Source organism: Actinomadura craniellae (assembly GCF_003289645.1).
In the GTDB taxonomy this organism is placed as follows: Bacteria; Actinomycetota; Actinomycetes; order Streptosporangiales; family Streptosporangiaceae; genus Actinomadura_D; species Actinomadura_D craniellae.
Genome location: NZ_QLYX01000002.1, coordinates 661,681 through 684,335, shown reverse-complemented (window position 1 = coordinate 684,335; position 22,655 = coordinate 661,681). Strand labels below are relative to the sequence as shown.

Below are 22,655 nucleotides of genomic sequence, written 5' to 3'. Positions count from 1 at the left end.
ACCTCAGAAACCCAACGCCGCCAAGCACTCCCCACCTGGCTCCACACCTACAACCACCACCGCGGCCACACCGCCCTGGACGGCCAACCACCCGCCAGCCGCGTCACCAACCTGTCAGGACAGAACAGCTAGGCTGGGCGGCGATGACTGAGACGAGAGGGGCGGCCGTGGCGGCCCAGCCGGGAAACAAGTCGGCGGCCCGGGGTTCCGGCCGGGTCCGCACGGCCGTGGTCTGGGATGTCGTCCGCGCGGCGCTCACCGCCGTCGCGGGCGGCCGTGCGGTCGACGTGATCGACGCCGGCGGCGGCACCGGAGGGTTCGCGGTGCCGCTGGCCGAGCTGGGCCACCGGGTGACCGTTGTCGACTCCAGCCCCGACGCGCTGGCCGCGCTCGAGCGCCGGGCGGCCGAGGCCGGGGTCACCGTGCGGGCCGTGCAGGGCGATGCCGCGGAGCTGCCCGACCTGCTCGGTTCCGGCAGCGCCGACCTGGTGCTCTGCCACAACGTGCTGGAGTACGTCGACGACCCCGAGCGCACGATGGCCGCCCTGGCGTCCACCGTGCGCCCGGGTGGCTCGATCAGCGTGCTGGCCGCCGGGCGGCTGGCGGTCGCGCTGCACCGGGCGATCGCCGGGCACTTCGACGACGCCCGCCGGGTGCTGTCCGACCCGGCCGGCCGCTGGGGCGACCGTGACCCGACGCCCCGGCGCTTCACCTGCGCGAGCCTCACCGACCTGGCCACGGCGGCCGGGCTGCGGCCCGGCGAGGTGCACGGCGTCCGGATCTTCGCCGACCTGGTGCCGAGCGGCCTGGCCGAGAGCGACCGCGAGGCCACCGACGCGCTGGTCGCGCTGGAACTCGCCGCGGCCACCCACCCGGCGCTGCGCGACCTCGCCACCCAGCTCCACCTCCTCGCGCACCGGGCCTGAGCCCGCTCCGGCCGATGAGCAGGAAACAGCAGCTGCACCGGCCGGGCCCGCAGCCGGGTCCGCCCGCCGACGACACCGGCTGCCCGATCCTGCACGTCGACATGGACGCCTTCTTCGTGAGCGTCGAACTGCTCGACCGTCCCGAACTGCGCGGGCGGCCCGTGGTCGTCGGCGGGGCCGGGCCGCGCGGAGTGGTGGCGGCGGCCTCCTACGAGGCCCGCCGGTTCGGGGTGCACTCGGCCATGCCGATGTCGCGGGCCCGCCGGCTGTGCCCGCAGGCGGTGGTGCTGCCCGGTCGGCACGGCCGGTACGCCCGGGTGTCCGCGGCGGTCATGGAGCTCTTCCGGTCGGTGACCCCGCTGGTCGAACCGCTGGCCATGGACGAGGCGTTCCTCGACGTGGCGGGGGCGCGCCGCCGGCTGGGCCGGCCGGCTCAGATCGCGGAGCTGGTCCGCGCCCAGGTGCACGAGCAGCAGGGCATCACCTGCTCGGTCGGGGTGGCGAGCACCAAGTTCGTGGCGAAGCTGGCCTCCACCCGCTGCAAGCCCGACGGGATGCTGGTGGTGCCCGCGGACGGCGTGGTGGACTTCCTGCACCCGCTGCCGGTGGCCACCCTGTGGGGGGTGGGGGAGCGCACCGAGCAGGCGCTGACCCGGCTGGGCCTGCGCACGGTCGGCGATCTGGCCCGGGCGCCGCTCGACACGCTGCAGCGGGAACTGGGCACGGCGGTCGGCAGGCACCTGCACGAGCTGGCCTGGGGGCGCGATCCCCGCCCGGTGGTGACCACCGCCCCCGACAAGAGCATCGGTGCGGAGGAGACCTTCGACCACGACATCGCCGACCCCGAGGCCATCCGCCGGGAACTACTGCGGCTGGCCGAGCGCGTCGGGGCCCGGCTGCGGTCGGCGGGCGTCACCGGCCGGACGGTGAGCGTCAAGCTCCGGCGGGGCGACTTCACCACGCTGACGCGGTCGCGCACCCTACCGGAGACCACCGATCTCACCCGTGTGATCTATATCACATCATGTGAACTCTACGCCGCGGCCGGGCTGGAGGGGGTTCCGCTCCGCCTCGTCGGGGTCCGGGTGGAGAACCTCGGCCCGGCCGGCGAGACCCCTCGCCAGCTGGCCCTGGACGAGCCGGAGACCGGGTGGCGCGAGGCCCAGCGCGCGATCGACCAGGTGATCCACCGGTTCGGCACGGGAGCGGTCCGCCCGGCCGCTCTCGTCGACGAGCCTGAGCGTGGCCGTGACGGAACGGGCCGGCACGGGCCATGATGGAAGACGATGGGAACACGGAAGAAGACTTGCTCGTTATCCCCAGTCGGACGTTTTCTTTCGTACGCTTGTCGGGCCTCGTATTCTGGGCATATCACCGATAGCCCGGTGCCTGCCCGGCACCGGATTCCCCGTAGCGGGGCAGTCGTTGGGAGGCGCCGTGCCGTTGTCTGAGCACGAGCAACGTCTGCTCGAGCAGATCGAGCAGGGGTTGTACGCCGAGGATCCGAAGTTCGCCCATGCGGTCCGTTCGACCAACCCCCAGGTGCATTACAAGCGGCGCATCGTCAAGGCGATTCTCGGCTTCGTGCTGGGCGTGTGCGCGCTGATGATCGGGCCGATCATGAATGCGGGCCCCGTCACCATCGCGGTCAGCGTGACGGGCTTCATCATGATGTTCGCCTGCTGCATCTGGGGGCTGTCGAGCTGGAAGCGCATGACCGGCGTCGGCAGCGAGCCGACACCACCCCCCCAGCGGTCCGCCCGGCCGAACCGGTCGGGCTTCATGGAGCGCATGGAGGAGCGGTGGCGCCGCCGTTCCGAGGGCGAATGATCGGTTCTCCAGGCGAGTAACCGTCGATCGGGCCGTCCCGCAGGCCGTGCGGGACGGCCCGATCGCCTTATCACCGGCCTGTCACCGGCTGTCACCGGCTTGTCCCGGTCACCGCCTCCGGCGGAGCACCCGCAGCAGGGCGTCCCGGTCCAGCCGGGTCGCGTCGAGCCGGTCGAGGACCACCAGCAGCCGGCCGGCCGAGGAACGCAGCGCCGTCACCGTCGAGGGCGGCAGCAACCGTGCCCGCCACCGGGTGGCCCGGCCCACCGAGGAGGCGAACGCCGCCCGCACCGTCGCCACGTCGGCCCGCAACGTGTCGGCTGCCGCGGGCGTCGGCGCGTAGCGGGCCCGCTCCTCGGCCAGCGCGAGCCGCCCCATCGCCTCGGCGGCCTCGGGTTCCAGCGCCAGCTGGCCGGTGAGCCGGCGCGCGGTGGCCCGGGGGCTCTCACTGGCCCGCCAGATCAGACCGTGGTCGACCGCGTCGGCGCGCAACTCGGCCCAGGCGGCGTGCGCGCCCTCGGTCGGTGACGGCGACCGGACGGCCCACCGGCGCCGGCGGGTCACGGCCCGGCCCGCCATCGGGGTGATCAGCAGTGCCAGCACCAGCAGCCCGGCCAGCAGCGGGGCCACCGGAAGGCCGGAGTCCGCACCGGAGCCCAGATCGCCCGCCGCGCCGGGGTCGTCCGGCCGGTTCTGCCGCGGGTCGTTCGGGGCGGTGGACGGCTGCGCGCCGTCCGTCGCCGCCGGAGTGGGCACGGCCGTGTCGCCCGGCGCGGGCTCGCCCTCGGCCGGGGCCGGCTCGGAGTAGGCCGGCGGCGACGCGCTGCCCTGCCCGGCCACGCCCGACGGGGTGGGCTCGAACCGCACCCACCCGGCGCCCTGGAAGTACAGCTCCGGCCAGGCGTGCGCGTCCCTCGACCGGACGGTCCAGATCCCGTCGGAGCCCTGCGTGCCCGGGGTGTAGCCCAGCGCGACCCGGGCCGGGATGTTGAGGATGCGGGCCAGCAGGGCCATCGACGCGGCGAACTGCTCGCAGTACCCCCGCTTGCTCTCCAGCAGGAAGTCCACCAGGTCGGCGCCGTGCTTGGGCGGCGGCGCGTTCAGGTCGTACACGAACCCGCCGGTCCGGGTGAACCAGGTCTGCAGCCGGACGGCCTGCTCGTAGGCGGAGGTCGCGTCGCCGACGATGCTCCGGGCCTCCCGCCTGACCGCCTCGGGGATGTTCGGCGGTACCCGCGTGTAGCGGCGGCTGATCTCCATCGGCGCGGGTTCCCCGACGGCGAGCTGCTGCGCGGTCGGCATCGCCCGGGTGCTCTCCACCCGGTAGTTCCGGCCACCGGCGGAGTGCCGCAGCGAGTAGACCATCAGCGACGCCGCGTCCGCCCGCCAGTCGCCCCTGATGTCGACGGAGGTCGGCGCATACGGCACCGGCAGGAAGGTCATGTTCCTGACCCGGTCCTCGATCCCGATGGAGGTGCGGACCCGCCGGAAACCGACGGAGGTGAGACCGGGCGCCGGGGGCAGTGGCCGGTCCCGCACCCGGTCCGTGGCCGAGCTGCGCAGCTCGCTGTAGGTCCACCGGTCGCCGTCGAACCGGTCCAGCGCGTACAGCCGCAGGTACTCGGGCCGGCCTCCGGCGGCGACCTCAGGGTCGTCGGTCCGGTAGGTGAGCACCACCGCGTCGTCCTGCTCCACCAGCTCGCGCTTCAGGCTGACCAGCGGATCGGGGGTGGTGACCGTCTGCGCGCCGCCGCCCCCGTCGTCGCCGCCCAGCCCGAACATGCCGTCCCGCTGGATACCCGGGACGATCATCGGCACCAGCACGGCCACCACGATGGCGACGCCGCCGAGCCGCCGGCCGGTCACCGCCAGCGCGCTGGAGTCGAGCCGCTCCCCGGTGGTCGCGCCCATCCGGAAGCGGGACGGCACCGGCCGTCCCCAGCCGCCGACCTGCTCCCGCGAGTCGGCCAGCAGCAGGGCCAGGAACCCGCCCGCGCCCAGCGCGAACGCGGGCCAGCCCAGGCTCTCCTCGCGGACCGCGGCCGGCACGCTGTACATCGCCAGCAGCGGCAGCCCGGCGGGGGCGGCCCGGCGCAGCCGCACCGCCAGCAGGTCGACCATGAGGGCCACCGCGCCGACACCCGCGGTGACCAGCAGCGACAGCCCTGGCACGAGGGGGACCGGGGCGGCGTACTTGTTGGCCTCCGCCCAGCCTGTCTCGACCAGTTCGGCCAGCGCGTACAGCGACGAGGGCGTGGGCACCACGCCCAGGAACGCCTCCCCGGCGGCGAACCGCGCCGTCAGGTACAGGTGCAACGCGGCCAGCCCGGCCAGCAGGTCGAACGCCGCGGGCAGCCGGAACCGGCGGGTGACCAGTCCGGTGGCGGCGACCGTCACGACCGCGCCCAGCCCGGACCAGAACCAGCCCTGTCCCTCGAACAGCGGGTAGAGCCCGACGGAGCAGAGCAGCGTCGCCGCCGCGGCGACGCAGGCGAGCTTGACCCTCATGCCATGATCCCCACGATGACCCCCACGGCCTCTCATCCCCGGTCCAGGACCGGATCCTCGGTTCCCCGGCCCGCCCAGGCACCGGTCAGCTCGCCGGCCGACCCGATCAGCAGCACCCGCCAGCCGCCCTGGCGCAGCACCTCGGCGGAGGCCCGCGCGCCGATGCCGCCGGTCACGTCGACCAGGATCGCCACGCAGGTGGTGGTGGCGTGCCTGACCGTGACCAGCGCCCGGGCGTCGGCCGCGGTCGGCTCGCCGAGGACCGCGACGACGAGGCCGTCACCGTCCCGGCCGGAGCCCGCGGCGCCGCGCAATGCCGCGAGACCGCGGGTCAGCCCGGTCTCCCGGGAGGTGCGGACGGTGGCCAGGGTGTCGAGCAGCGCCGGCTCGAAGGACTGCGAGGCCGGCAGCCGCTGCCCGGAGTCGGTGACGAAGCGCAGGCTCGTTCCGGTCCGGGCCAGGTGGACGCCGACCGAGGCGGCGACCGACACGGCGTGCTCGAACGACGACTCGGCCCCCTCGCCGTAGTGGGCGCCGCGGCGGGTGTCGAGGAACAGGACGCCGCCGTTCTGCCGGTGCTGTTCCTCGCGGCGCATCATCAGCTCGCCGTAGCGCGCGGTCGACCGCCAGTGCACCCGCCGCAGGTCGTCGCCGTGCCGGTACTCGCGGGGCGCCACGTCGTCCTCGCCGGCGGCGGCCAGCAGGGCGGTCCGCCCGTCCCCGCCGCCGTTCCACGCGCCGATCAGCGGGCTGTCCTGGAGCGGGAAGACCGCCGGCGTGATCGTCAGGGTGTCCGCCAGGCTGAACGAGCGGGCCAGCTCCACCAGTCCGAACGGGTCGGCCAGCCGGACCGTCAGCGGGCCGACCCGGTACCGGCCGCGCAGGTCGGAACGCACCCGGTAGCTGAGCTCGCGGGCGCCCTGTGGCTCGATCCGGTCGACCACGTAACGGGCCCGCCCGCCGAGCGTGTAGGGGACCCGGTCCTCCACCAGCAGCAGCCCGGTGGGCAGCCGGGAGACGTTCTCCAGCCGCACGTCGACGTGGGCCTCGTGCCCGACCGGCAGCCGGGCGGGCCGGATCCGGCGGGCGCACGCCAGCCGGTACCGGGTCCGTGCCACCAGCAGCGTCGACAGCAACGGCAGTACGAGCACCAGCACGCCGGCGCGCAGCAGATCGCGCTCGCCCAGGATGAACGCGCAGACGATGGCGGTCATCCCGGCGGCGGCGAACGACCTGCCCCGGGTGGTCAGGCCCGCGAATGCCCTTCTCATGCCCTGCTCACCTGTGCGGCGTGGGCACCGGCAGCCGGTCGACGATCTCGCGGACCACCTGCTCGGGCAGCCTGCGCTCGACCTGGGCCTCGGCGGTCGGCAGCAGCCGGTGGGCGAGCACCGGCACGGCCAGCGCCTGGATGTCGTCGGGCACGACGTAGTCGCGCTCCTCCAGCGCGGCCAGCGCCCGGGCGGCCCGGACGAGGTGCAGGGTGGCCCGGGGAGAGGCGCCCAGCCGGAGTTCGGGGTGCCGCCGGGTCGCGGTGATCAGGTCGATCGCGTAGCGCCGTACCCCCTGGGCCACGTGCACCTGCCGGACCACGTCGATCAGGGCGCGGACGTCGTGGGAGAAGGCGACCGGGGCGAGCCCCTCCAGCGGGGAGGAGCGGCCGTGGACGTCGAGCATCTCCAGCTCGGCACCGGGGTCGGGGTAGCCCATCGAGATCCGCGCGGTGAACCGGTCGCGCTGCGCCTCCGGCAGCGGGTAGGTGCCCTCCATCTCGATCGGGTTCTGGGTGGCGATCACCATGAAGGGGCGTTCGAGCTCGTAGGTGGTGCCGTCGACGGTGACCTGCCGCTCCTCCATGCATTCCAGCAGCGCCGACTGCGTCTTGGGCGAGGCGCGGTTGATCTCGTCGCCGACGACGATGTTCGCGAAGATCGGGCCGGGCTTGAACTCGAAGTCGCGGCTCTCCTGGTTGAATGCGCTGACCCCGGTGATGTCGCTGGGCAGCAGGTCGGGGGTGAACTGGACCCGGCGCACCGATCCGTCGACGGACCGGGCGAGCGCCTTGGCCAACATGGTCTTGCCGACCCCGGGCACGTCCTCGATGAGCAGGTGGCCCTCGGCGAGGAGGACCGTCAGGGCGAGCCGGACCGCGTCGGGCTTCCCTTCGATGACCGATTCGACGGCGCCCCGGATCTTCCCGGCGACCTGGGCGAGCTCGTCGAGTCCGCGGCTGGCCCCATTCCGGATACTGTCGGGCGAATCCGCGGGGATGTCGCCTCGATACGGCTCGCCATGCGTGCCTACTACCACTAACCCTCCTCAGAGCACCCGGCGAGGGTACCCTTTTCCACCACCCCGGCCGCGGGCGTCGGCGAAGCCGTGTCCATCCATATTTGTCGGTGTTGATGAGATTACGTGGTCGAACGTTCGAGTGGCTGCTTACATGCCGACCGAAATAGATCGTGACATCCGGTGCGGCTCGGGCGTGCGGTCTTCGGTCGTCTTCCGCCCATTCTGCTCCAACCGTAAGGGCCGTGGGACACCATGGCGATCCCCCGCGACCCCTGGCTCCCCTTACCTCAGCGGCGGGAGTTCCCGTGCCGTTGCCCCGCGTTAACGTGCCGGCCATTCGTCTCGCGCGCCTCTCTTGCGGCCGGCCGGGGGGCCGTCATGCCCCCCACTTCACCCCACCCTTTCTGACCTGCGGTTTCTTCGCGAAAGTAGCCGTGTGGCACGGGTTTTAATAGTTGACGGTGGGGGAGAGTGGAGTAGAGTGGGGCGCCGTGGGGGGCAGTTGCCCCCTACGCGGCGGGAGGTGGGCCGATGTTTCTCGGCACGCACTCACCGCGTCTCGACGAAAAGGGGCGGCTGTTCCTGCCGGCGAAGTACCGCGAGGAGCTGTCGGGGGGCTTGGTGATCACGAAGGGCCAGGAACGCTGCCTCTACGTCTTCCCTGTCGCGGAGTTCCAGCGGATCACCGAGGCCCTCAGCACGGCGCCGGTCACCGCACGCGCGGTCCGCGCTTACAGCCGGGTCTTCTTCGCCAGCGCCTCCGACGAGGTGCCCGACAAGCAGGGGCGCATCACGATCCCGCCCCCGCTGCGCACCTATGCCGGACTCACCCGCGACTGCATCGTCATCGGCGCCAACACCCGGTTGGAGATCTGGGACGCGCAGGCCTGGGCGGATTACCTCGAGCAGGAGGAGCCGCAGTTCGCCGACCTGTCGGAGGAGGTGTTGCCCGGGGTGCTTTGAGAACCGACTCGTCGGTCGGATGACCGGATGGCCCACGTGCGGCCAGGTTCCCACCCGCTCTCCGCGCCAGCTGACGCAGCTTCCCCGGCGCCAGGTGGCATTCCGCGTTCGCGCGGTGCACTTCCTCTGGGCAGCGGTTGGGGACCTGGCCGGGCGAGGTCTTTCGAACCCCGACGAGAGCCCGTCCGGCGGTCACACCCGTCCGGGCGGGCCACGCCACATCCGCGAGCGGTGGCCACCTGGGGGTGACGCATGGACAAGAACACGGCGAACGCGGCCGAGGCCGGTCACATACCGGTCATGCTCGACCGCGTCCAGTCGTTGCTCTCCGCCGCGGTCACCGGCCCCGATCCCGTCTACGTGGACGCGACGCTGGGCCTGGGCGGGCACGCCGAGGCCATGCTCGAGGCCCACCCCCGGCTCCGGCTGGTCGGGCTGGACCGCGACACCACCGCCCTGGAGCGCTCCGGCCGCCGGCTCGCCCGGTACGGCGACCGCGTCACGCTGGAGCACGCCGTCTACGACGAGCTGCCCGCAGTGCTGGTCCGGCTGGGCCTGCCCAGGGTCTCCGCGGTCCTGTTCGACCTCGGGGTGTCCTCGCCCCAGCTCGACGAGGCCGAGCGGGGCTTCGCCTACTCCTACGACGCGCCGCTGGACATGCGCATGGACCGCACCCGCGGGCGCACCGCGGCCGACGTCCTCAACGACTACCCCCTCGACGAGCTCGCCCGCATCCTGCGCGAGTACGGAGAGGAACGGTACGCCCGCCGGATCGCCGGCGCGATCGTGCGCGAGCGCGGCCGCGCCCCGCTGACGTCGACCCGGCGGCTGGCCGACATCGTGCGCGACTCCATCCCGGCCGCCACCCGCCGGACCGGCGGCAACCCCGCCAAGCGCACCTTCCAGGCGCTGCGCATCGAGGTCAACGACGAGCTGGCGGTCTGGGAGCGCGCCCTGCCCGCGGCCCTCGACGCGCTGGAGGTGGGCGGCCGCATCGTCGTGCTCGCCTACCACTCGCTGGAAGACCGCATCGCCAAGCGGGTCATGGCGGCCCGCGCCACCGACACCACCCCACCGGACCTGCCCGTCCCGCTCCCGGACCGGCAGCCGCAGTTCCGCCTGCTGACCCGGGGCGCCGAACTGCCGTCCGCGGAGGAGACCGCGACCAACCCACGGGCGGGCTCGGTACGGCTGCGCGCCGCCGAGCGGATCCGGGAGGCCTCATGACCACGACGACCACCCGCCGGCCGCGGCGCTCGGCCCCGGCCCGGACCGGAGGCCGCAAGGCCGCCCCCGAGCCCGCGGCCCAGCCCGCGCCGAAGCGGGCCCGGGCCGGCCGCGGCGCGGCGCCGCCCCGGACGCCGTTCGTGCTGCTGGTGGTGGGGTTGCTGGGCGGCGCGCTGGTCAGCCTGCTGCTGCTGAACACGGTGCTGGCCGAGGACGCCTTCACCATCACCGAGCTGCAGCGCGGCAACAAGCAGCTCGGCCAGAGCGCGCAGGAACTGGAACAGCAGATCGCGCGGGAGGAGTCGCCCGAGCAGCTCGAGCGCAAGGCCAAGGCGCTCGGCGGCGAGCAGTCGAAGCGGCCCGCGTTCATCGACGCACCCACCGGCCAGGTGGTCGGCGGCGCGGCGCGCCCGGCGCCCGACGCCGGGGCGGCCGCCGCGGGCGCCGCCGGGGTGCTCGGCGTTCCGGGCGCGGCGGTCCCCGGCATGGGCGCTCCCGTCGCGGGGGCGCGGTAACGGGGACGGCCATGATCCTGCGACCGGTGCGAGGGACGAGTTCCCGGGAGGTCCGGTGACGACCCGGTCCGGGCGTGGTTCGCCGCCGCCCGGACGCCGCCGCACACCGCCGGGCAAGGGCGGGACGCCCCGTCCCCCCGGCGGGGCCCGGGGGACCTCCCGCTCCACCGGGACGGGAACGCCGCGCCGACCGGGCAAGGCCCCGTCCCGGCCCGGCGGCCGCCCGCCGGCGGCCCCGCGCGGCGCCCCGCCGCCCCGGCGGCCCCGGCCGCGCTCCCCGCTGCGGCGCAGCGATCCGCTCAAGCGGCTGAACGCGGCCCTGCTCGTCATCGCCTTCGTGTTGTCGCTGTTCGCCGGCCGCCTGGTGCAGTTGCAGACGATCGAGTCGGACGTCTACACCGCCAAGGCCATGAAGCAGCGGATGCAGGAGATCGACCTGCCCGCCGTGCGCGGCGGCATCACCGACGCGGAGGGGCACCCACTGGCCCAGACGGTCGAGGCCAAGGCGATCTTCGCCGACCCGTGCCTGATCAAGCCCGAGCAGCGGCCCGGGATCGTCACGGCCCTGGCGCCGATGCTCGGCCTGGACCCCGCCCAGGTGCTCAAGGTGATCAGCACGCCCGACAGCTGCTTCGAGTACCTGGTCCGCGGCGTCAAGCCCGACCAGGCCAGGCTGGTCACGGCGCTGGAGTTCGAGGGCATCGGCACGCTGCCGGAGTACCGGCGCGTCTACCCCAACGACACCCTGGCCGCCAACGTCGTCGGCTTCGTGAACCGCGACGGCGAGGGCGGCGCCGGCCTGGAGTACGCCATGAACTCCCTGCTGGCCGGGCGCGACGGCTGGCAGCGGGTGGAGATCAGCCCCACCGGCCAGCACATCCCGATGGGCGAGGACCAGCGGCGCGCCCCGGTGCCCGGCCGGGGCGTGCGGCTCAGCCTGCTGCGCGACGTCCAGTACAAGGCCCAGCAGGCGATCGAGGCCCAGGTCCGGGCCACCGGGTCGCGCAGCGGCAGCGTCATCGTGATGGACCCGCGCAACGGCCACATCCTGGCCATGGCCACCGCTCCCGGCTTCGACCCCAACGACTTCGGGAAGGCCCGCCCCGCCGACCTGAACAACCGCGCGGTGACGGAGGCCTTCGAACCCGGCAGCACCAGCAAGGTCATCACCGCCGCCGCGGTGCTGGAGAAGGGCGTGGTGCGGCCCGACACCGTCTTCCGGGTGCCGTACGAGATCAAGCGGTACGACCGGCCGTTCCACGACTCCCACCACCACCCGACCCAGCGGCTGACCTTCGCCGGCGTGCTCGCCACGTCGAGCAACGTCGGCACGATCCTCGCCAGCGAGCGGATCGACGCCGCGACGCTCTACCAGTTCAACCGGGCCTTCGGCTTCGGCGAGCGGACCGGGGTGAAGCTGCCCGGCGAGACGCGCGGGCTGCTCAAGCCGGTGGAGCAGTGGTCGGGCACCGACCGCTACCCGATCTCCTACGGGCAGACCGTCTCGGTGAACGCGCTGCAGATGGCGAGCGTCTACGCCACCATCGCCAACGGCGGGATGCGGGTGACGCCGACCATGATGCTCGGCACGACCGGCGAGGACGGGGCCTTCACCGCCAACCCGGCCCCGGCGCAGCAGCGGGTGATCGGCACCGGCACGGCCCGGGAGCTCATCCGGATGCTCGAAGGCGTCACCACCGCGGAGGGCACCGCGCCCAAGGCCCAGATCCCCGGTTACCGGGTGGCGGGCAAGACCGGCACCGCCGAGATGGTCAATCCGAGCTGCGGCTGCTACAAGGGCGGCGGTTACACCGCGTCGTTCGCGGGTTTCGCGCCGGCCGACGACCCCCAGCTCGTCGTCCAGGTCGTCCTCCAGCACCCGACCAGGGGGAGCCATTATGGTGGCGACGCGGCCGCGCCGGTGTTCCGGGACGTCATGTCCTTCGCCTTGCAGACCCGGAAGATCCCGCCGACGGGCAGCAGATCACCGAAGATCGATATCTACGCCGCGCGCTGAGCGCACCGAGTACCCTCTGTACCCTCTCGCCGTGGCCCCAGCATCGTCGCCCCAGCGCCCGTCCGTCACCCGCCCCGGCGAGGCCGCCGGGGGGACGCCTGGGCGGAAAGGAAACAGCGCCGCCATGCGCCCCACCACCAACCCGGCCCGCCCGCTGTCCGGGCTCGCCGCCCTGCTCGGCGTCACCGCGGAGGGCGACGCGGGCGCCTCCGTCACCGGGATCACGCATGACTCGCGGCAGGTGCGGCCGGGCGACGTGTACGCCGCGCTGCCCGGCAGCCGGGCGCACGGCGCCGACTTCTCCGCGCAGGCGGCCGAGGCGGGCGCGGCGGCGATCCTCACCGACCCTGCGGGCCGCGCGGGCGCGGCGGCCACCGGCCTGCCGGTGCTCGTCGTGGACGAACCCCGATCCCGGCTGGGCGACGCCGCCGCCTGGGTGTACGGGGAGCCGGCCCGCGACCTCACCCTGATCGGCGTGACCGGCACCAGCGGCAAGACCACCTCCGTGTACCTCCTGGAGGCCGGCCTGCGCGCGGCCGGTCTGGAGACCGGTGTCATCGGAACGGTCGAAACCCGGATCGGCGACAGCCGGCTGCCGAGCTCGCTCACCACCCCCGAGGCCACTGACCTGCACGGCATCTTCGCCATGATGCGGGAGCGGGGCGCCGGGGCCGCCGCGATGGAGGTCTCCAGCCACGCGCTGGAGCAGGGCCGGGTCGGCGGGGCCTTCTACGAGGTGGCGATCTTCACCAACCTGTCGCAGGACCATCTCGACTACCACCCGACGATGCGTGACTACTTCGCCGCCAAGGCCCGCCTGTTCACCGCCGCCTACAGCCGGATCGGCGTGGTCAACCTGGACGACGAGTACGGCCGTGAGCTGGTGCGGATCGCCGAGATCCCCGTCACCACCTTCTCGGCGGCCGGCGACCCCGCGGCCGACTGGCGGGCCGAGGACGTCCGGCTGGGCGCCGACGGCAGCGTCTTCCGGGTGGTCGGCCCGGGCGGGGTCGAGGCCGACGCGAGCGTGCGGCTGGCGGGCGCGTTCAACGTGGCCAACGCGCTGGCCGCGATCGTGGCGCTGGTGGAGGCCGGGATCCCGCTGTCCACCGCGGTGCGCGGTGTCGGCTCGCTGGTCGGGGTGCCGGGCCGGCTCGAACCGGTGGAGGAGGGCCAGGGTTTCACCGTCCTGGTCGACTACTCGCACAAGCCCGGAGCGGTGGAGGCCGTGCTGACCGCGCTGCGCCGGGTCACCGCCGGCCGGCTGCTGGTGGTGCTCGGCTGCGGCGGCGACCGCGACCGGGGCAAACGCCCGCTGATGGGGGAGGCGGTGGCACGCCTGGCCGACGAGGCGTTTCTCACCAACGACAATCCCCGGTCCGAGGACCCGCTGGCCATCCTCGCCGCTATGGTCGAGGGCGGGCTCAAGGTGCCCCGGGCCGAGCGGGCGCACATCGTCGTCGAGCCCGACCGGGCCGCGGCGATCGACCTGGCCGTGGGCCGGGCCCGGGACGGCGACGTGGTCGTGGTGGCGGGAAAGGGCCACGAACAGGGGCAGTACGTGGCCGGAGAGGTGTTCCCGTTCGACGACCGCGAGGTCGTCCGGGAGGCGCTGCGCCGACACGTCGGCGCGGCGTGACAGGGACGAGGGGAAGGACGGGGCCGGGAGTTGATCTCACTTTCACTGGCACAGATCGCTGAGATCACGGGCGGCACCGCCGTCGCGGTCGATCCCGGTGCCGAGGTGACCGGCCCGGTCGTCGTCGACTCCCGGCTGGTCGAGCCCGGCGCGCTGTTCGCGGCGGTGCGCGGCGAGCGCGTCGACGGGCACGACTTCGCCGCCGGGGCGGTGGCCGCCGGGGCCACCGGGGTGCTGGCCGAGCGTCCTGTCCCGGACGTGCCCACGGTGCTGGTGGACGACGTGGTGCCGGCCCTCGGCCGGCTGGCCCGGGGCGTGGTCTCCCGGCTGCCGGAGACGACGGTCGTCGGTGTCACCGGCTCGGCCGGCAAGACCTCGACCAAGGATCTGATCGCCCATGTGCTCGCCGGGCACGGCCCCACCGTGGCGCCCCCCGGGTCCTTCAACAACGAGATCGGGTTGCCGCTGACCGCGCTGCGGGCCGATGCGGCCACCCGCCATCTGGTCCTGGAGATGGGTGCCCGCGGCATCGGTCACATCGCCTACCTGACCACGGTGGCGCCGCCCCGGGTCGGCGCCGTCCTCAACGTGGGCTCGGCGCACCTGGGCGAGTTCGGCAGCCGGGAGGCGGTGGCGCAGGCCAAGGGCGAGTTGGTGGCGGCGCTGCCGAAGGACGGCACTGCCGTCCTCAATGCCGACGACCCGCTCGTCCGCGCCATGACGGCCCGCACCGAGGCGGCCGTGACCACCTTCGGCCGGGCGCTCGGCGCCGACGTGCGCGCCGCCGACGAGGTGCTGGACGAGCGCGGGCGCCCCCGGTTCACGCTGGTCACCCCGGAGGGCGCCGCCCCGGTCGAGCTGCGCCTGCACGGCGCGCACGCCGTCGGCAACGCGCTGGCCGCCGCGGCGGTGGCCCGCGCGGTCGGCATGGCCCCGGCCGACGTCGCGGCGGCGCTGTCGGCGGCCGCCCCGGCCAGCCGGTGGCGGATGGAGGTCACCGAGCGGGCCGACGGCGTGATCGTCGTCAACGACGCCTACAACGCCAACCCCGAGTCGATGCGCGCCGCGCTCGACACCCTGTCCCACATGGCCGCCGGCGGTCGGGCGTTCGCGGTTCTGGGTCAGATGGCGGAACTGGGTGTCTCTTCTGTGGCGGAACACGAGAAGATCGGGCAGCATGTCGCGCGCAGCGGCATCGCCGGTCTCATCGCGGTCGGCGAGCCGGCGGCGGCGATGCGCGCCGGAGCTGAGCAAGTGGGGTCATGGACGGGAGAAGTCGTGCTGGTTGATGACGTCGACGCCGCGGTGGCCGCGGTGCGCGAGTGGCTGCGGCCGCGGGACGTCGTGCTGGTGAAGGGATCACGGGTCGCCGGGCTGGAACGGGTCGCCGCGGCCCTGCTCGGCGAGGGAGGGTCGCCGGCGTGACCCTCATCATCATCGCCGCGGCGGTGTCGCTCATCATCGGCATGGTCGGCACCCCCGTGTGGATCCGGATCGTGGCCCGGCTGGGCTACGGCCAGATGATCCGTGAGGAGGGCCCTCAGGCCCACCTCGACAAGCGCGGCACCCCCACCATGGGTGGTGCGGTGTTCATCGTGGGCTCGCTGCTGGGCTACGCCGCGGCGCACCTGATCACCGGTACCAGCCCGACGGTGTCGGGGGTGCTGGTGCTGTTCCTGATGACCGGGCTGGGCGTCGTCGGCTTCGTCGACGACTACATCAAGGTCTTCAAGCAGCGCAGCCTGGGCCTGCGCAGTGGCGCCAAGATGATCGGGATCATCCTGATCGGCGTCGTCTTCGCGGTCGGCGCGCTCAACTTCCCCGACGGCTACGACGTCACCCCCGCCTCCCCGCACCTGTCCTTCCTGCGCGACTTCGGGCCGTCCATCGGTCCGTACCTGTTCGTGGTCTGGGCGCTGATCCTGATCGCGGCCACCTCCAACGGCGTCAACCTCACCGACGGTCTCGACGGTCTCGCCGCGGGCCCGGCGGGCATGGTGCTGGCCGCCTACGTGATCATCGGCAACTGGCAGCTCCGCAACAGCTGCTACAACGATGGCCTCGCGCCCAACTGCTACAGCGTGCGCGACCCGCTGGACCTGGCGGTGGTGGCCGCCGCCGTGCTGGGCGGTGTCTTCGGGTTCCTGTGGTGGAACGCCCCGCCGGCCAAGATCTTCATGGGCGACACCGGTTCGCTCGCGCTGGGCGGCGTGCTGGTCGGCCTGGCCATCACGACCCGGACGCAGTTCCTGCTGGGCATCCTCGCCGGGCTGATCGTGATCATCACCCTCTCGGTGATCATCCAGGTCGGCGGGTTCAAGATGACCAAGAAACGGGTCTTCAAGATGGCCCCGCTGCAGCACCACTTCGAGCTTTCAGGCTGGGCCGAGACCACCATCGTGGTCCGCTTCTGGCTGATGTCGGCCCTCTTCACGGCCATCGGACTGGGGCTGTTCTACCTGGAGTGGATGCCCAAGGGGTGATCGGCGGGACGATCGAGGGAACGGGGGCAAGCATGGGCGTTTCATGGCAGGACCTGCCGGTGTGCGTGGCGGGGTTGGGTGTGTCGGGTGCCGCCGCGGCCCGGGTGCTGGCCGAGCGCGGCGCCCGGGTCACCGTGGTGGACGCCCGCGCCGACGAGGCGGCACAGGAGCAGGCCGAGCCGCTGCGCGCGCAGGGGGTGACGGTCCGCCTGGGCGACGGCGACACGCTGCCGGACGGCACCGCCCTGGTCGTCACCTCGCCGGGCTGGTCGCCCGCCGTGCCGTTGCTCGCCGCCGCGGCGGCCGCGGGCACCGAGATCTACGGCGAGGTGGAGCTGGCCTGGCGGCTGCGCGGCCCCGACGCCGCCCCCTGGCTGGCGGTGACCGGCACCAACGGCAAGACCACCGCGGTGCGCATGCTGGTGCGCATGCTGGAGGCGGCCGGGCACCGCACCCTCGCCGTCGGCAACGTCGGCACGCCGATCGTGGAGGCCGTCCTCGACCCGTCGCACGAGGTGCTGGCGGTGGAGCTGTCGAGCTACCAGCTGCACTGGTCGAGCTCGGTCGTCCCGCTGGCCGCCACGGTGCTCAACGTGGCCCCCGACCACATCGACTGGCACGGCTCGCTGGACGCCTACGCGGCCGACAAGGGCCGCATCTTCGCGCCCGGCACCCTCGCGGTGGTGAACGCCGACGACGAATGGTCGGTGCGCCTGGGCGGCGGGGCCGAGCGCGGCGTCGGCTTCACCCTGGCGACCCCGGTCGCGGGACGGCTCGGCGTGGTGGAGAACCTGCTGGTCGACCGGGCGTTCACCGCCGACCCGCACCGGGAGGCGGTCGAGCTGGCGGAACTGGCCGACGTCCGCCCGTTCGCCCCGCACAACGTGGCCAACGCCCTGGCGGCCGCCGCCCTGGCCCGCGCCTACGGGGTGGCACCGGAGGCGGTACGGGAGGGCCTGCGGGCGTTCCGGCCCGATCCGCACCGGATCGAGCGGGTGGCGACGGTGGCCGGGGTCGACTACGTGGACGACTCCAAGGCCACCAACCCGCACGCGGCGGCGGCCTCGCTGAGCGCCTACACGTCGGTCGTCTGGATCGCCGGGGGGCTGCTCAAGGGCGCCGACATCGACGACGCGGTCCGCTCGTGCGCCGACCGGCTGCGCGCGGCGGTGCTGATCGGGGCCGACCGGGCCCAGATCGCGGCGGCGCTGGCGCGACACGCGCCGAATGTCCCCGTCGTGGACGTCGCCGACACCGACACTGGGGCGATGGACCGCGTCGTCACCGAAGCCGCCCGGCTGGCCAGCGCCGGCGACACCGTGCTGCTCGCCCCCGCGGGGGCCTCCTTCGACATGTTCGCCGGCTACGGCGCCCGCGGCGACGCCTTCGCCGCCGCGGTCCACCGGCTTCCCGAGCGGTGAGCCGCGGTGGCCCGCGAAGCGAGCGGAGCGGTCGGCCCGCGCGTGCGGAGCGCTGACCGCCCGCCGGTGGGTGCGCCGTGAGCGCGGAACCGGTCGAGCGGACGGCGGACGCGACGGAGCAGGCCGGGTGGACGGCGTCGGCGCGGAGCCAGACGGCGGCCGTGGTCGGGTTGCTCGACCGCCCGCTGACCTCCTATTACCTGGTGCTGGGCTGCACGATGATGCTGCTCGGCCTGGGCCTGACCATGGTGCTGTCCGCGTCGAGCGTCTCCCAGCTGCAGAAGACCGGCTCGGCCTTCACCCTGGTGCAGAAGCAGGCGATGTGGATGGCGCTGGGCCTGCCCGCGATGTGGGTCGCGGCCCGGCTGCAGGTCAAGGCGTTCCGGGCGCTGGCCTACCCGCTGCTGCTGCTGTCGGCGATCGCGCTGTCGATGGCGCTGATCCCGGGGCTGGGCCGGGAGGCGGGCGGGGCGACCCGCTGGATCGACTTCGGGTTCGTCCAGCTCCAGCCGTCCGAGCCCGCGAAGCTGGCGCTGGTGCTGTGGGGCGCTGACCTGCTGGCCCGCAAGGAGAAGCTGAAGCTGCTGACCGACTGGCGCCAGCTGCTGGTGCCGCTGCTGCCGGCGACCGGCGTGCTGGTCCTGCTGGTGATGTTCGGCAGCGACCTGGGCACCACGCTCGTGCTGCTCACGATCTTCCTGGCGCTGCTGTGGGTGATCGGCGCCCCGGGCCGGCTGTTCCTCGGGATGAGCGGGCTGATCTGCCTGCTGGTGGCGATCCTGATCGTGGTCGAGCCGTACCGGATGCGACGGCTCACCGGCTTCCTGGACCCCTCAGGCGACCCGCTGGGCGACCGTTACCAGGGGATGCAGGGGTTGTACGCGGTGGCCACCGGCGGCTGGTTCGGAACGGGCCTGGGGGAAAGCCGGGCCAAGTGGGACTACCTGCCCCATGCGGAGACGGACTTCATCTTCGCGATCATCGGTGAGGAACTCGGCCTGATCGGTACGCTCGTCGTGCTGGGTCTGTTCGGGTTGCTGGCCTATGCCGGTCTCCGGATCGCCCGGCGGGTCAAGGATCCGTTCATGCGGTTGGCCGCCTCGGGGGCGACGGCCTGGCTCGTGGTCCAGGCGATCGTCAACATCGGTGCGGTGATCGGCGTGCTGCCGATCACCGGCATCCCGTTGCCGCTCGTCTCCTACGGAGGGTCCGCGCTGATTCCCACCTTGATCGCGCTGGGCATGCTGCTGGCGTTCGCCAAGCGCGAGCCGGGGGCGCGGCAGGCGCTGGCCGCTCGTGGTCCCGGGCCGGCGTCGCGAGCCCTAAGCTGGCTGGGCCTGGCACGGCGGTGAGAAGGCGTTGGAGTACTGCCCCGAGAGGGCGCCTGAGAAAGACACGCTGAGGAGGCGTTCGCGAACATGAGGGTTGTCCTGGCCGGCGGCGGCACCGCTGGACACATCGAGCCCGCCCTGGCCCTCGCGGACGCGTTGCGCCGGGAAGATCCCAGTGTCGAGGTCACCTGTCTGGGCACCGAGCGCGGGCTGGAGACCCGCCTGGTACCCCAGCGCGGGTACGAGCTGGCGCTGATCCCGCCGGTCCCGCTGCCCCGGACGCTGACCCCCCGGCTGCTGACGGTCCCGGGCCGGTTGCGCGGCGCGATCAACGCCGCCGCCGCGGTGCTCGACCGGACCCGGGCCGAGGTGCTGGTCGGCTTCGGCGGTTACGTCGCCACCCCCGGCTACCTCGCCGCCCGCAAGCGCCGCGTGCCGATCGTCGTGCACGAGGCCAACCCGCGGGCCGGGCTGGCCAACCGGCTGGGCGCCCGGTTCACCGAGCACGTGGCGGTGTCGCACCCCGACTCGCCGTTGCCCAAGTCCACCTTCGTGGGCATCCCGCTGCGCCGGGAGATCGCCTCGCTCGACCGGCTGGCCATGGGCGACAAGGCGCGCTCGTACTTCGGGCTGCTGCCCGACCTGCCGACCCTGCTGATCTTCGGTGGCTCGCAGGGCGCCCGCTCCCTCAACCGCGCGGCGGTGGCCACGGCCCCGGCGTTCCGCGCGGCCGGCATCCAGGTGCTGCACATCGTCGGCCCCAAGAACACCGAGGAGCCGGAGCCCGGGCCGCCGAACGCCCCGCAGTACGTGACCCTGCCGTACTGCGACCGGATGGACCTGGCGTACGCCGCGGCCGACATGGCCATGTGCCGGGCCGGGGCGATGACCTGCGCCGAACTGGCGGCGGTCGGGTTGCCCGGCGTCTACGTCCCGTTGCCGCACGGCAACGGCGAGCAGCGGCTGAACGCCGAGCCGGTCGTCGCGGCCGGCGGCGGCCTGCTGATCGACGACGCCGAGCTGACCCCGGAGTGGATCCAGGGCAACGTGCTGCCGGTGCTGGCCGACCCGGCACGGGTGGCCCGGATGTCCGAGGCCGCGGCGGGTATCGGCCATCGCGACGCCGACGTGACGCTGGCCCGCATGGTGCGCGACGTGGCGCGCGGGGGCGCGCGGGCATGAGCCTGATCGACCCCGGCGAGATCGTCCCCGCCGAACGGCTGGGCAAGGTCCACTTCATCGCGATCGGCGGCGCCGGTATGTCCGGTATCGCGCGCATCATGCTCAAGCGGGGCATCGCGGTCTCCGGCAGCGACGCGCGCGATTCGGACCTGCTCGGCCAGCTCGCCGGGCTGGGCGCCAAGGTGTTCGTCGGTCATGCCGCCGAGTACCTGGGCGACGCCGACACCGTGGTGGTGTCCACCGCGATCCGCCCGACCAATCCGGAGCTGGTCGCCGCCCGCGAGCGCGGGCTGCGGGTGCTGCACCGGTCGGCGGCGCTGGCGGCGCTGATGATCGGCCGCCGGGCGGTGGCCGTGGCGGGCACGCACGGCAAGACGACGACCACCTCCATGCTCACCGTGGCGTTGCAGCACGCGGGAGTCGACCCGGCGTACTGCATCGGCGGCCAGCTGGTCACCACCGGGCTGGGCGCCGACGAGGGCAGCGGCGACGTGTTCGTGGCCGAGGCCGACGAGAGCGACGGGTCGTTCCTGATGTACACGCCGCGGATCGCGGTGATCACCAATGTCGAGGCGGACCACCTCGACAACTACGGCGGCTTCGAGAAGGTCAAAGAGAACTTCGCCCGGTTCGTCGACCGCATCGAGCCGGGCGGGGTGCTCATCGCGGGCGCCGACGACCCGGTGGCGGTGGAACTGGCCGATCTCGGCCGGGCCCGCGGGTTGACCGTGCGGACCTACGGCACGGCCGCCGACGCCGACCTGCGGGTCATCGGCTTCACCCCGCGCGGGCTGGGCTCGCGGTTCGTCGTCGAAGGGCTGGGCGAGGTGACGCTGGGGGTGCCCGGCCGGCACAACGCCCTCAACGCGGCCGCCGTGGTCGCGGTCGCCGGGGCGCTGGGCTGCGACTTCTCCGCCGTCCGGGACGGGCTGGCCGGCTTCGGCGGGGCGATGCGCCGGCTGGAGCGCAAGGGGGAGACCGCGGGGGTCGAGCTCTTCGACAGCTACGCCCACCATCCGACGGAGCTGACCGCCGACCTGGAGGCGACCCGCGACTACGCCGGGCAGCGTGCTCAGGAGACCGGCCGGGCCGGCCGGATCATCGCGGTGTTCCAGCCGCACCTCTACAGCCGCACCAGGTTCTTCGCGGCCGAGTTCGGGGCCGCGCTGGGCCTGGCCGACACGGCCGTGGTACTCGACGTCTACGGTGCCCGGGAGGACCCCGAGCCGGGGGTGACGGGCCGGCTGGTGGCCGACACCGTGCCCGCCGGTACCGTGACGGTCTACGTCCCCGACCGGGCCGAGGTGCCCGGTACGGTGGCCGGGCTGGTCCGTCCGGGCGACATCGTCATCACGCTGGGCGCCGGGGACGTGACGGACCTGGGCCCGCTGATCCTGCAGCGGCTGGCCGATTCCGGCTGAGCCCCGCCCGAGTCCCACCTGAGCCCGACCTGAGCCCGCCCGGCGTGGGATCCCCGGCCCGCCGGGCGTTTCGGGCCATCATCGGCGGATGGCGGACACGGAAACGGAAACGGACAAGCCGCCGGAGCAGGCCGATCCCGCCGCCGAGTCCTCGCCGGGCCCGGCCCGCACCCGGCGGCGGCTCGACCGGTGGAAGGCGGCGTTCGTCGCCCTGTTGGTGCTGGGCGTGCTCGGCACCGCCGCGTGGGCGGTCCTCGGCTCCCGGCTGCTGGTCGTCCGGCAGGTGGAGGTGGCGGGCACCCACCTGGTGGCCCGCGACCGCCTCGTCGCGGCGGCCCAGGTGCAGCTCGGCCACCCGCTGGCGCGGCTGGACACCGGCGCGGTCCGCGACCGGGTGACGGCGCTACGGGAGGTCGAGTCCGCCCGGGTGGAGCGGCGCTGGCCGACGACGGTGCGGATCGTCGTCCGGGAGCGGATTCCCCTGGTCGCGGTGGAACGGGGCGGGCGGTTCTACCAGCTCGACCGGCATGGCGTGACGGTCACCGACACCGCGGCGCGGCCCGGCCTGCCGCTGCTGGTGGTGACCGCGCCGGGACCGGCGGATCCGGCGACGGGCGCGGCGCTGCGCGTGCTGCGGAGCCTGCCGACCCGGCTGACCGGGCGGCTGGTGGCGATCGAGGCGCCGGGGCCGGAGGACGTCACGCTCCGGCTGAAGGCGGGCACGGCGGTCGTCTGGGGGGCGCCGGAGCGGGCCGCGGAGAAGATCCGGTTGATCGACGCGTTGCAGGGCACGCCCGCCGGGCGGTCGGCCCGGTCGATCGACGTGAGCTCACCCGAGGTGGTGACCACCTCGTGATGATCATCACCTTCCGTATGCGAGAGACCAAGACGGGCCGAAGA

General features: G+C 73.7%; 18 protein-coding genes and 1 pseudogene. 16 read left to right on the top strand and 3 right to left on the bottom strand.

What is annotated here, in order from left to right; all coding sequences use genetic code 11:
* The 4 genes and pseudogenes from DPM19_RS06680 to DPM19_RS06665 all read left to right on the top strand — a co-directional run.
* A pseudogene (locus DPM19_RS06680) lies at nucleotides 1–132 on the top strand (integrase core domain-containing protein); the annotation flags it as partial.
* 11 nt (nucleotides 133–143) lie between these two features.
* Nucleotides 144–926 (top strand): class I SAM-dependent methyltransferase, encoded by a 783-nt coding sequence (locus tag DPM19_RS06675; RefSeq protein ID WP_111863879.1) that lies wholly within the window; start codon nucleotides 144–146, stop codon nucleotides 924–926.
* A gap of 14 nt (nucleotides 927–940) precedes the next feature.
* A complete protein-coding gene (locus tag DPM19_RS06670) occupies nucleotides 941–2,203 on the top strand; it encodes a DNA polymerase IV (RefSeq protein WP_111863878.1) in 1,263 nt (420 codons plus the stop codon).
* A 160-nt stretch (nucleotides 2,204–2,363) separates the two neighbouring features.
* Nucleotides 2,364–2,756 (top strand): DUF3040 domain-containing protein, encoded by a 393-nt coding sequence (locus DPM19_RS06665; protein WP_111863877.1) that lies wholly within the window; start codon nucleotides 2,364–2,366, stop codon nucleotides 2,754–2,756.
* Between the two features lie 108 nt (nucleotides 2,757–2,864).
* Here DPM19_RS06665 and DPM19_RS06660 read toward each other — a convergent pair whose 3' ends face one another.
* Genes DPM19_RS06660 through DPM19_RS06650 form a run of 3 tightly spaced genes read right to left on the bottom strand, consistent with a single transcriptional unit; the run spans nucleotide 2,865 to nucleotide 7,574 of the window.
* Nucleotides 2,865–5,264 (bottom strand): DUF3488 and transglutaminase-like domain-containing protein, encoded by a 2,400-nt coding sequence (locus tag DPM19_RS06660; protein ID WP_111863876.1) that lies wholly within the window; start codon nucleotides 5,262–5,264, stop codon nucleotides 2,865–2,867.
* 32 nt (nucleotides 5,265–5,296) lie between these two features.
* Nucleotides 5,297–6,535 carry a DUF58 domain-containing protein gene (locus DPM19_RS06655; RefSeq protein ID WP_111863875.1) on the bottom strand — a complete coding sequence of 413 codons (1,239 nt, stop codon included), beginning with the start codon at nucleotides 6,533–6,535 and terminating at the stop codon, nucleotides 5,297–5,299.
* A gap of 7 nt (nucleotides 6,536–6,542) precedes the next feature.
* Nucleotides 6,543–7,574: an AAA family ATPase gene (locus DPM19_RS06650; RefSeq protein ID WP_199484889.1), complete on the bottom strand. Its 1,032-nt coding sequence runs from the start codon at nucleotides 7,572–7,574 to the stop codon at nucleotides 6,543–6,545.
* A gap of 513 nt (nucleotides 7,575–8,087) precedes the next feature.
* On the opposite strand from DPM19_RS06650, the gene mraZ reads away from it, so the two are divergent.
* The 12 genes from mraZ to DPM19_RS06590 all read left to right on the top strand — a co-directional run bounded on the left by mraZ (nucleotide 8,088) and on the right by DPM19_RS06590 (nucleotide 22,611).
* Nucleotides 8,088–8,519 (top strand): division/cell wall cluster transcriptional repressor MraZ, encoded by a 432-nt coding sequence (mraZ, locus tag DPM19_RS06645; RefSeq protein WP_111863874.1) that lies wholly within the window; start codon nucleotides 8,088–8,090, stop codon nucleotides 8,517–8,519.
* 252 nt (nucleotides 8,520–8,771) lie between these two features.
* Nucleotides 8,772–9,746, top strand: a complete 975-nt coding sequence (gene rsmH / locus DPM19_RS06640; protein ID WP_111863873.1) for a 16S rRNA (cytosine(1402)-N(4))-methyltransferase RsmH — start codon at nucleotides 8,772–8,774, stop codon at nucleotides 9,744–9,746.
* The gene (locus tag DPM19_RS06635; RefSeq protein WP_111863872.1) at nucleotides 9,743–10,261 is read left to right on the top strand and encodes a hypothetical protein; all 519 of its coding nucleotides are present in this window, start codon (nucleotides 9,743–9,745) and stop codon (nucleotides 10,259–10,261) included. The genes rsmH and DPM19_RS06635 overlap by 4 nt, the downstream gene beginning before the upstream one ends.
* A gap of 280 nt (nucleotides 10,262–10,541) precedes the next feature.
* Nucleotides 10,542–12,278, top strand: a complete 1,737-nt coding sequence (locus DPM19_RS06630; RefSeq protein WP_456049241.1) for a peptidoglycan D,D-transpeptidase FtsI family protein — start codon at nucleotides 10,542–10,544, stop codon at nucleotides 12,276–12,278.
* A gap of 124 nt (nucleotides 12,279–12,402) precedes the next feature.
* Nucleotides 12,403–13,917: a UDP-N-acetylmuramoyl-L-alanyl-D-glutamate--2,6-diaminopimelate ligase gene (locus tag DPM19_RS06625; protein WP_111863870.1), complete on the top strand. Its 1,515-nt coding sequence runs from the start codon at nucleotides 12,403–12,405 to the stop codon at nucleotides 13,915–13,917.
* 30 nt (nucleotides 13,918–13,947) lie between these two features.
* Nucleotides 13,948–15,342, top strand: coding sequence for a UDP-N-acetylmuramoyl-tripeptide--D-alanyl-D-alanine ligase (locus DPM19_RS06620; protein WP_111863869.1), 1,395 nt, complete (start codon nucleotides 13,948–13,950; stop codon nucleotides 15,340–15,342).
* Nucleotides 15,339–16,400, top strand: a complete 1,062-nt coding sequence (gene mraY / locus DPM19_RS06615; RefSeq protein WP_111863868.1) for a phospho-N-acetylmuramoyl-pentapeptide-transferase — start codon at nucleotides 15,339–15,341, stop codon at nucleotides 16,398–16,400. Before DPM19_RS06620 ends, mraY begins: the two co-directional genes overlap by 4 nt.
* 32 nt (nucleotides 16,401–16,432) lie before the next feature.
* Nucleotides 16,433–17,821 (top strand): UDP-N-acetylmuramoyl-L-alanine--D-glutamate ligase, encoded by a 1,389-nt coding sequence (gene murD, locus DPM19_RS06610; protein ID WP_111863867.1) that lies wholly within the window; start codon nucleotides 16,433–16,435, stop codon nucleotides 17,819–17,821.
* Between the two features lie 77 nt (nucleotides 17,822–17,898).
* Complete coding sequence (gene ftsW, locus DPM19_RS06605) at nucleotides 17,899–19,173, top strand: putative lipid II flippase FtsW (RefSeq protein ID WP_111863866.1); 1,275 nt, start codon at nucleotides 17,899–17,901, stop codon at nucleotides 19,171–19,173.
* A 66-nt stretch (nucleotides 19,174–19,239) separates the two neighbouring features.
* Nucleotides 19,240–20,334, top strand: a complete 1,095-nt coding sequence (gene murG, locus DPM19_RS06600) for an undecaprenyldiphospho-muramoylpentapeptide beta-N-acetylglucosaminyltransferase (RefSeq protein ID WP_111863865.1) — start codon at nucleotides 19,240–19,242, stop codon at nucleotides 20,332–20,334.
* Nucleotides 20,331–21,755 (top strand): UDP-N-acetylmuramate--L-alanine ligase, encoded by a 1,425-nt coding sequence (murC, locus tag DPM19_RS06595; RefSeq protein ID WP_111863864.1) that lies wholly within the window; start codon nucleotides 20,331–20,333, stop codon nucleotides 21,753–21,755. The genes murG and murC overlap by 4 nt, the downstream gene beginning before the upstream one ends.
* A gap of 88 nt (nucleotides 21,756–21,843) precedes the next feature.
* The gene (locus DPM19_RS06590; protein WP_111863863.1) at nucleotides 21,844–22,611 is read left to right on the top strand and encodes a cell division protein FtsQ/DivIB; all 768 of its coding nucleotides are present in this window, start codon (nucleotides 21,844–21,846) and stop codon (nucleotides 22,609–22,611) included.
* The last annotated feature ends 44 nt before the right edge of the window (nucleotides 22,612–22,655 follow it).

Bases quoted from the DNA above. Each gene is read 5' to 3' on its own strand.
- murG (WP_111863865.1), top strand. From the start codon at position 19,240: ATGAGGGTTGTCCTGGCCGGCGGCGGCACCGCTGGACACATCGAGCCC.
- mraZ (WP_111863874.1), top strand. From the start codon at position 8,088: ATGTTTCTCGGCACGCACTCACCGCGTCTCGACGAAAAGGGGCGGCTG.
- DPM19_RS06670 (WP_111863878.1), top strand. From the start codon at position 941: ATGAGCAGGAAACAGCAGCTGCACCGGCCGGGCCCGCAGCCGGGTCCG.
- DPM19_RS06625 (WP_111863870.1), top strand. From the start codon at position 12,403: ATGCGCCCCACCACCAACCCGGCCCGCCCGCTGTCCGGGCTCGCCGCC.
- DPM19_RS06660 (WP_111863876.1), bottom strand. From the start codon at position 5,264: ATGAGGGTCAAGCTCGCCTGCGTCGCCGCGGCGGCGACGCTGCTCTGC.
- DPM19_RS06655 (WP_111863875.1), bottom strand. From the start codon at position 6,535: ATGAGAAGGGCATTCGCGGGCCTGACCACCCGGGGCAGGTCGTTCGCC.
- rsmH (WP_111863873.1), top strand. From the start codon at position 8,772: ATGGACAAGAACACGGCGAACGCGGCCGAGGCCGGTCACATACCGGTC.
- DPM19_RS06675 (WP_111863879.1), top strand. From the start codon at position 144: ATGACTGAGACGAGAGGGGCGGCCGTGGCGGCCCAGCCGGGAAACAAG.
- murD (WP_111863867.1), top strand. From the start codon at position 16,433: ATGGGCGTTTCATGGCAGGACCTGCCGGTGTGCGTGGCGGGGTTGGGT.
- murC (WP_111863864.1), top strand. From the start codon at position 20,331: ATGAGCCTGATCGACCCCGGCGAGATCGTCCCCGCCGAACGGCTGGGC.
- DPM19_RS06635 (WP_111863872.1), top strand. From the start codon at position 9,743: ATGACCACGACGACCACCCGCCGGCCGCGGCGCTCGGCCCCGGCCCGG.
- DPM19_RS06590 (WP_111863863.1), top strand. From the start codon at position 21,844: ATGGCGGACACGGAAACGGAAACGGACAAGCCGCCGGAGCAGGCCGAT.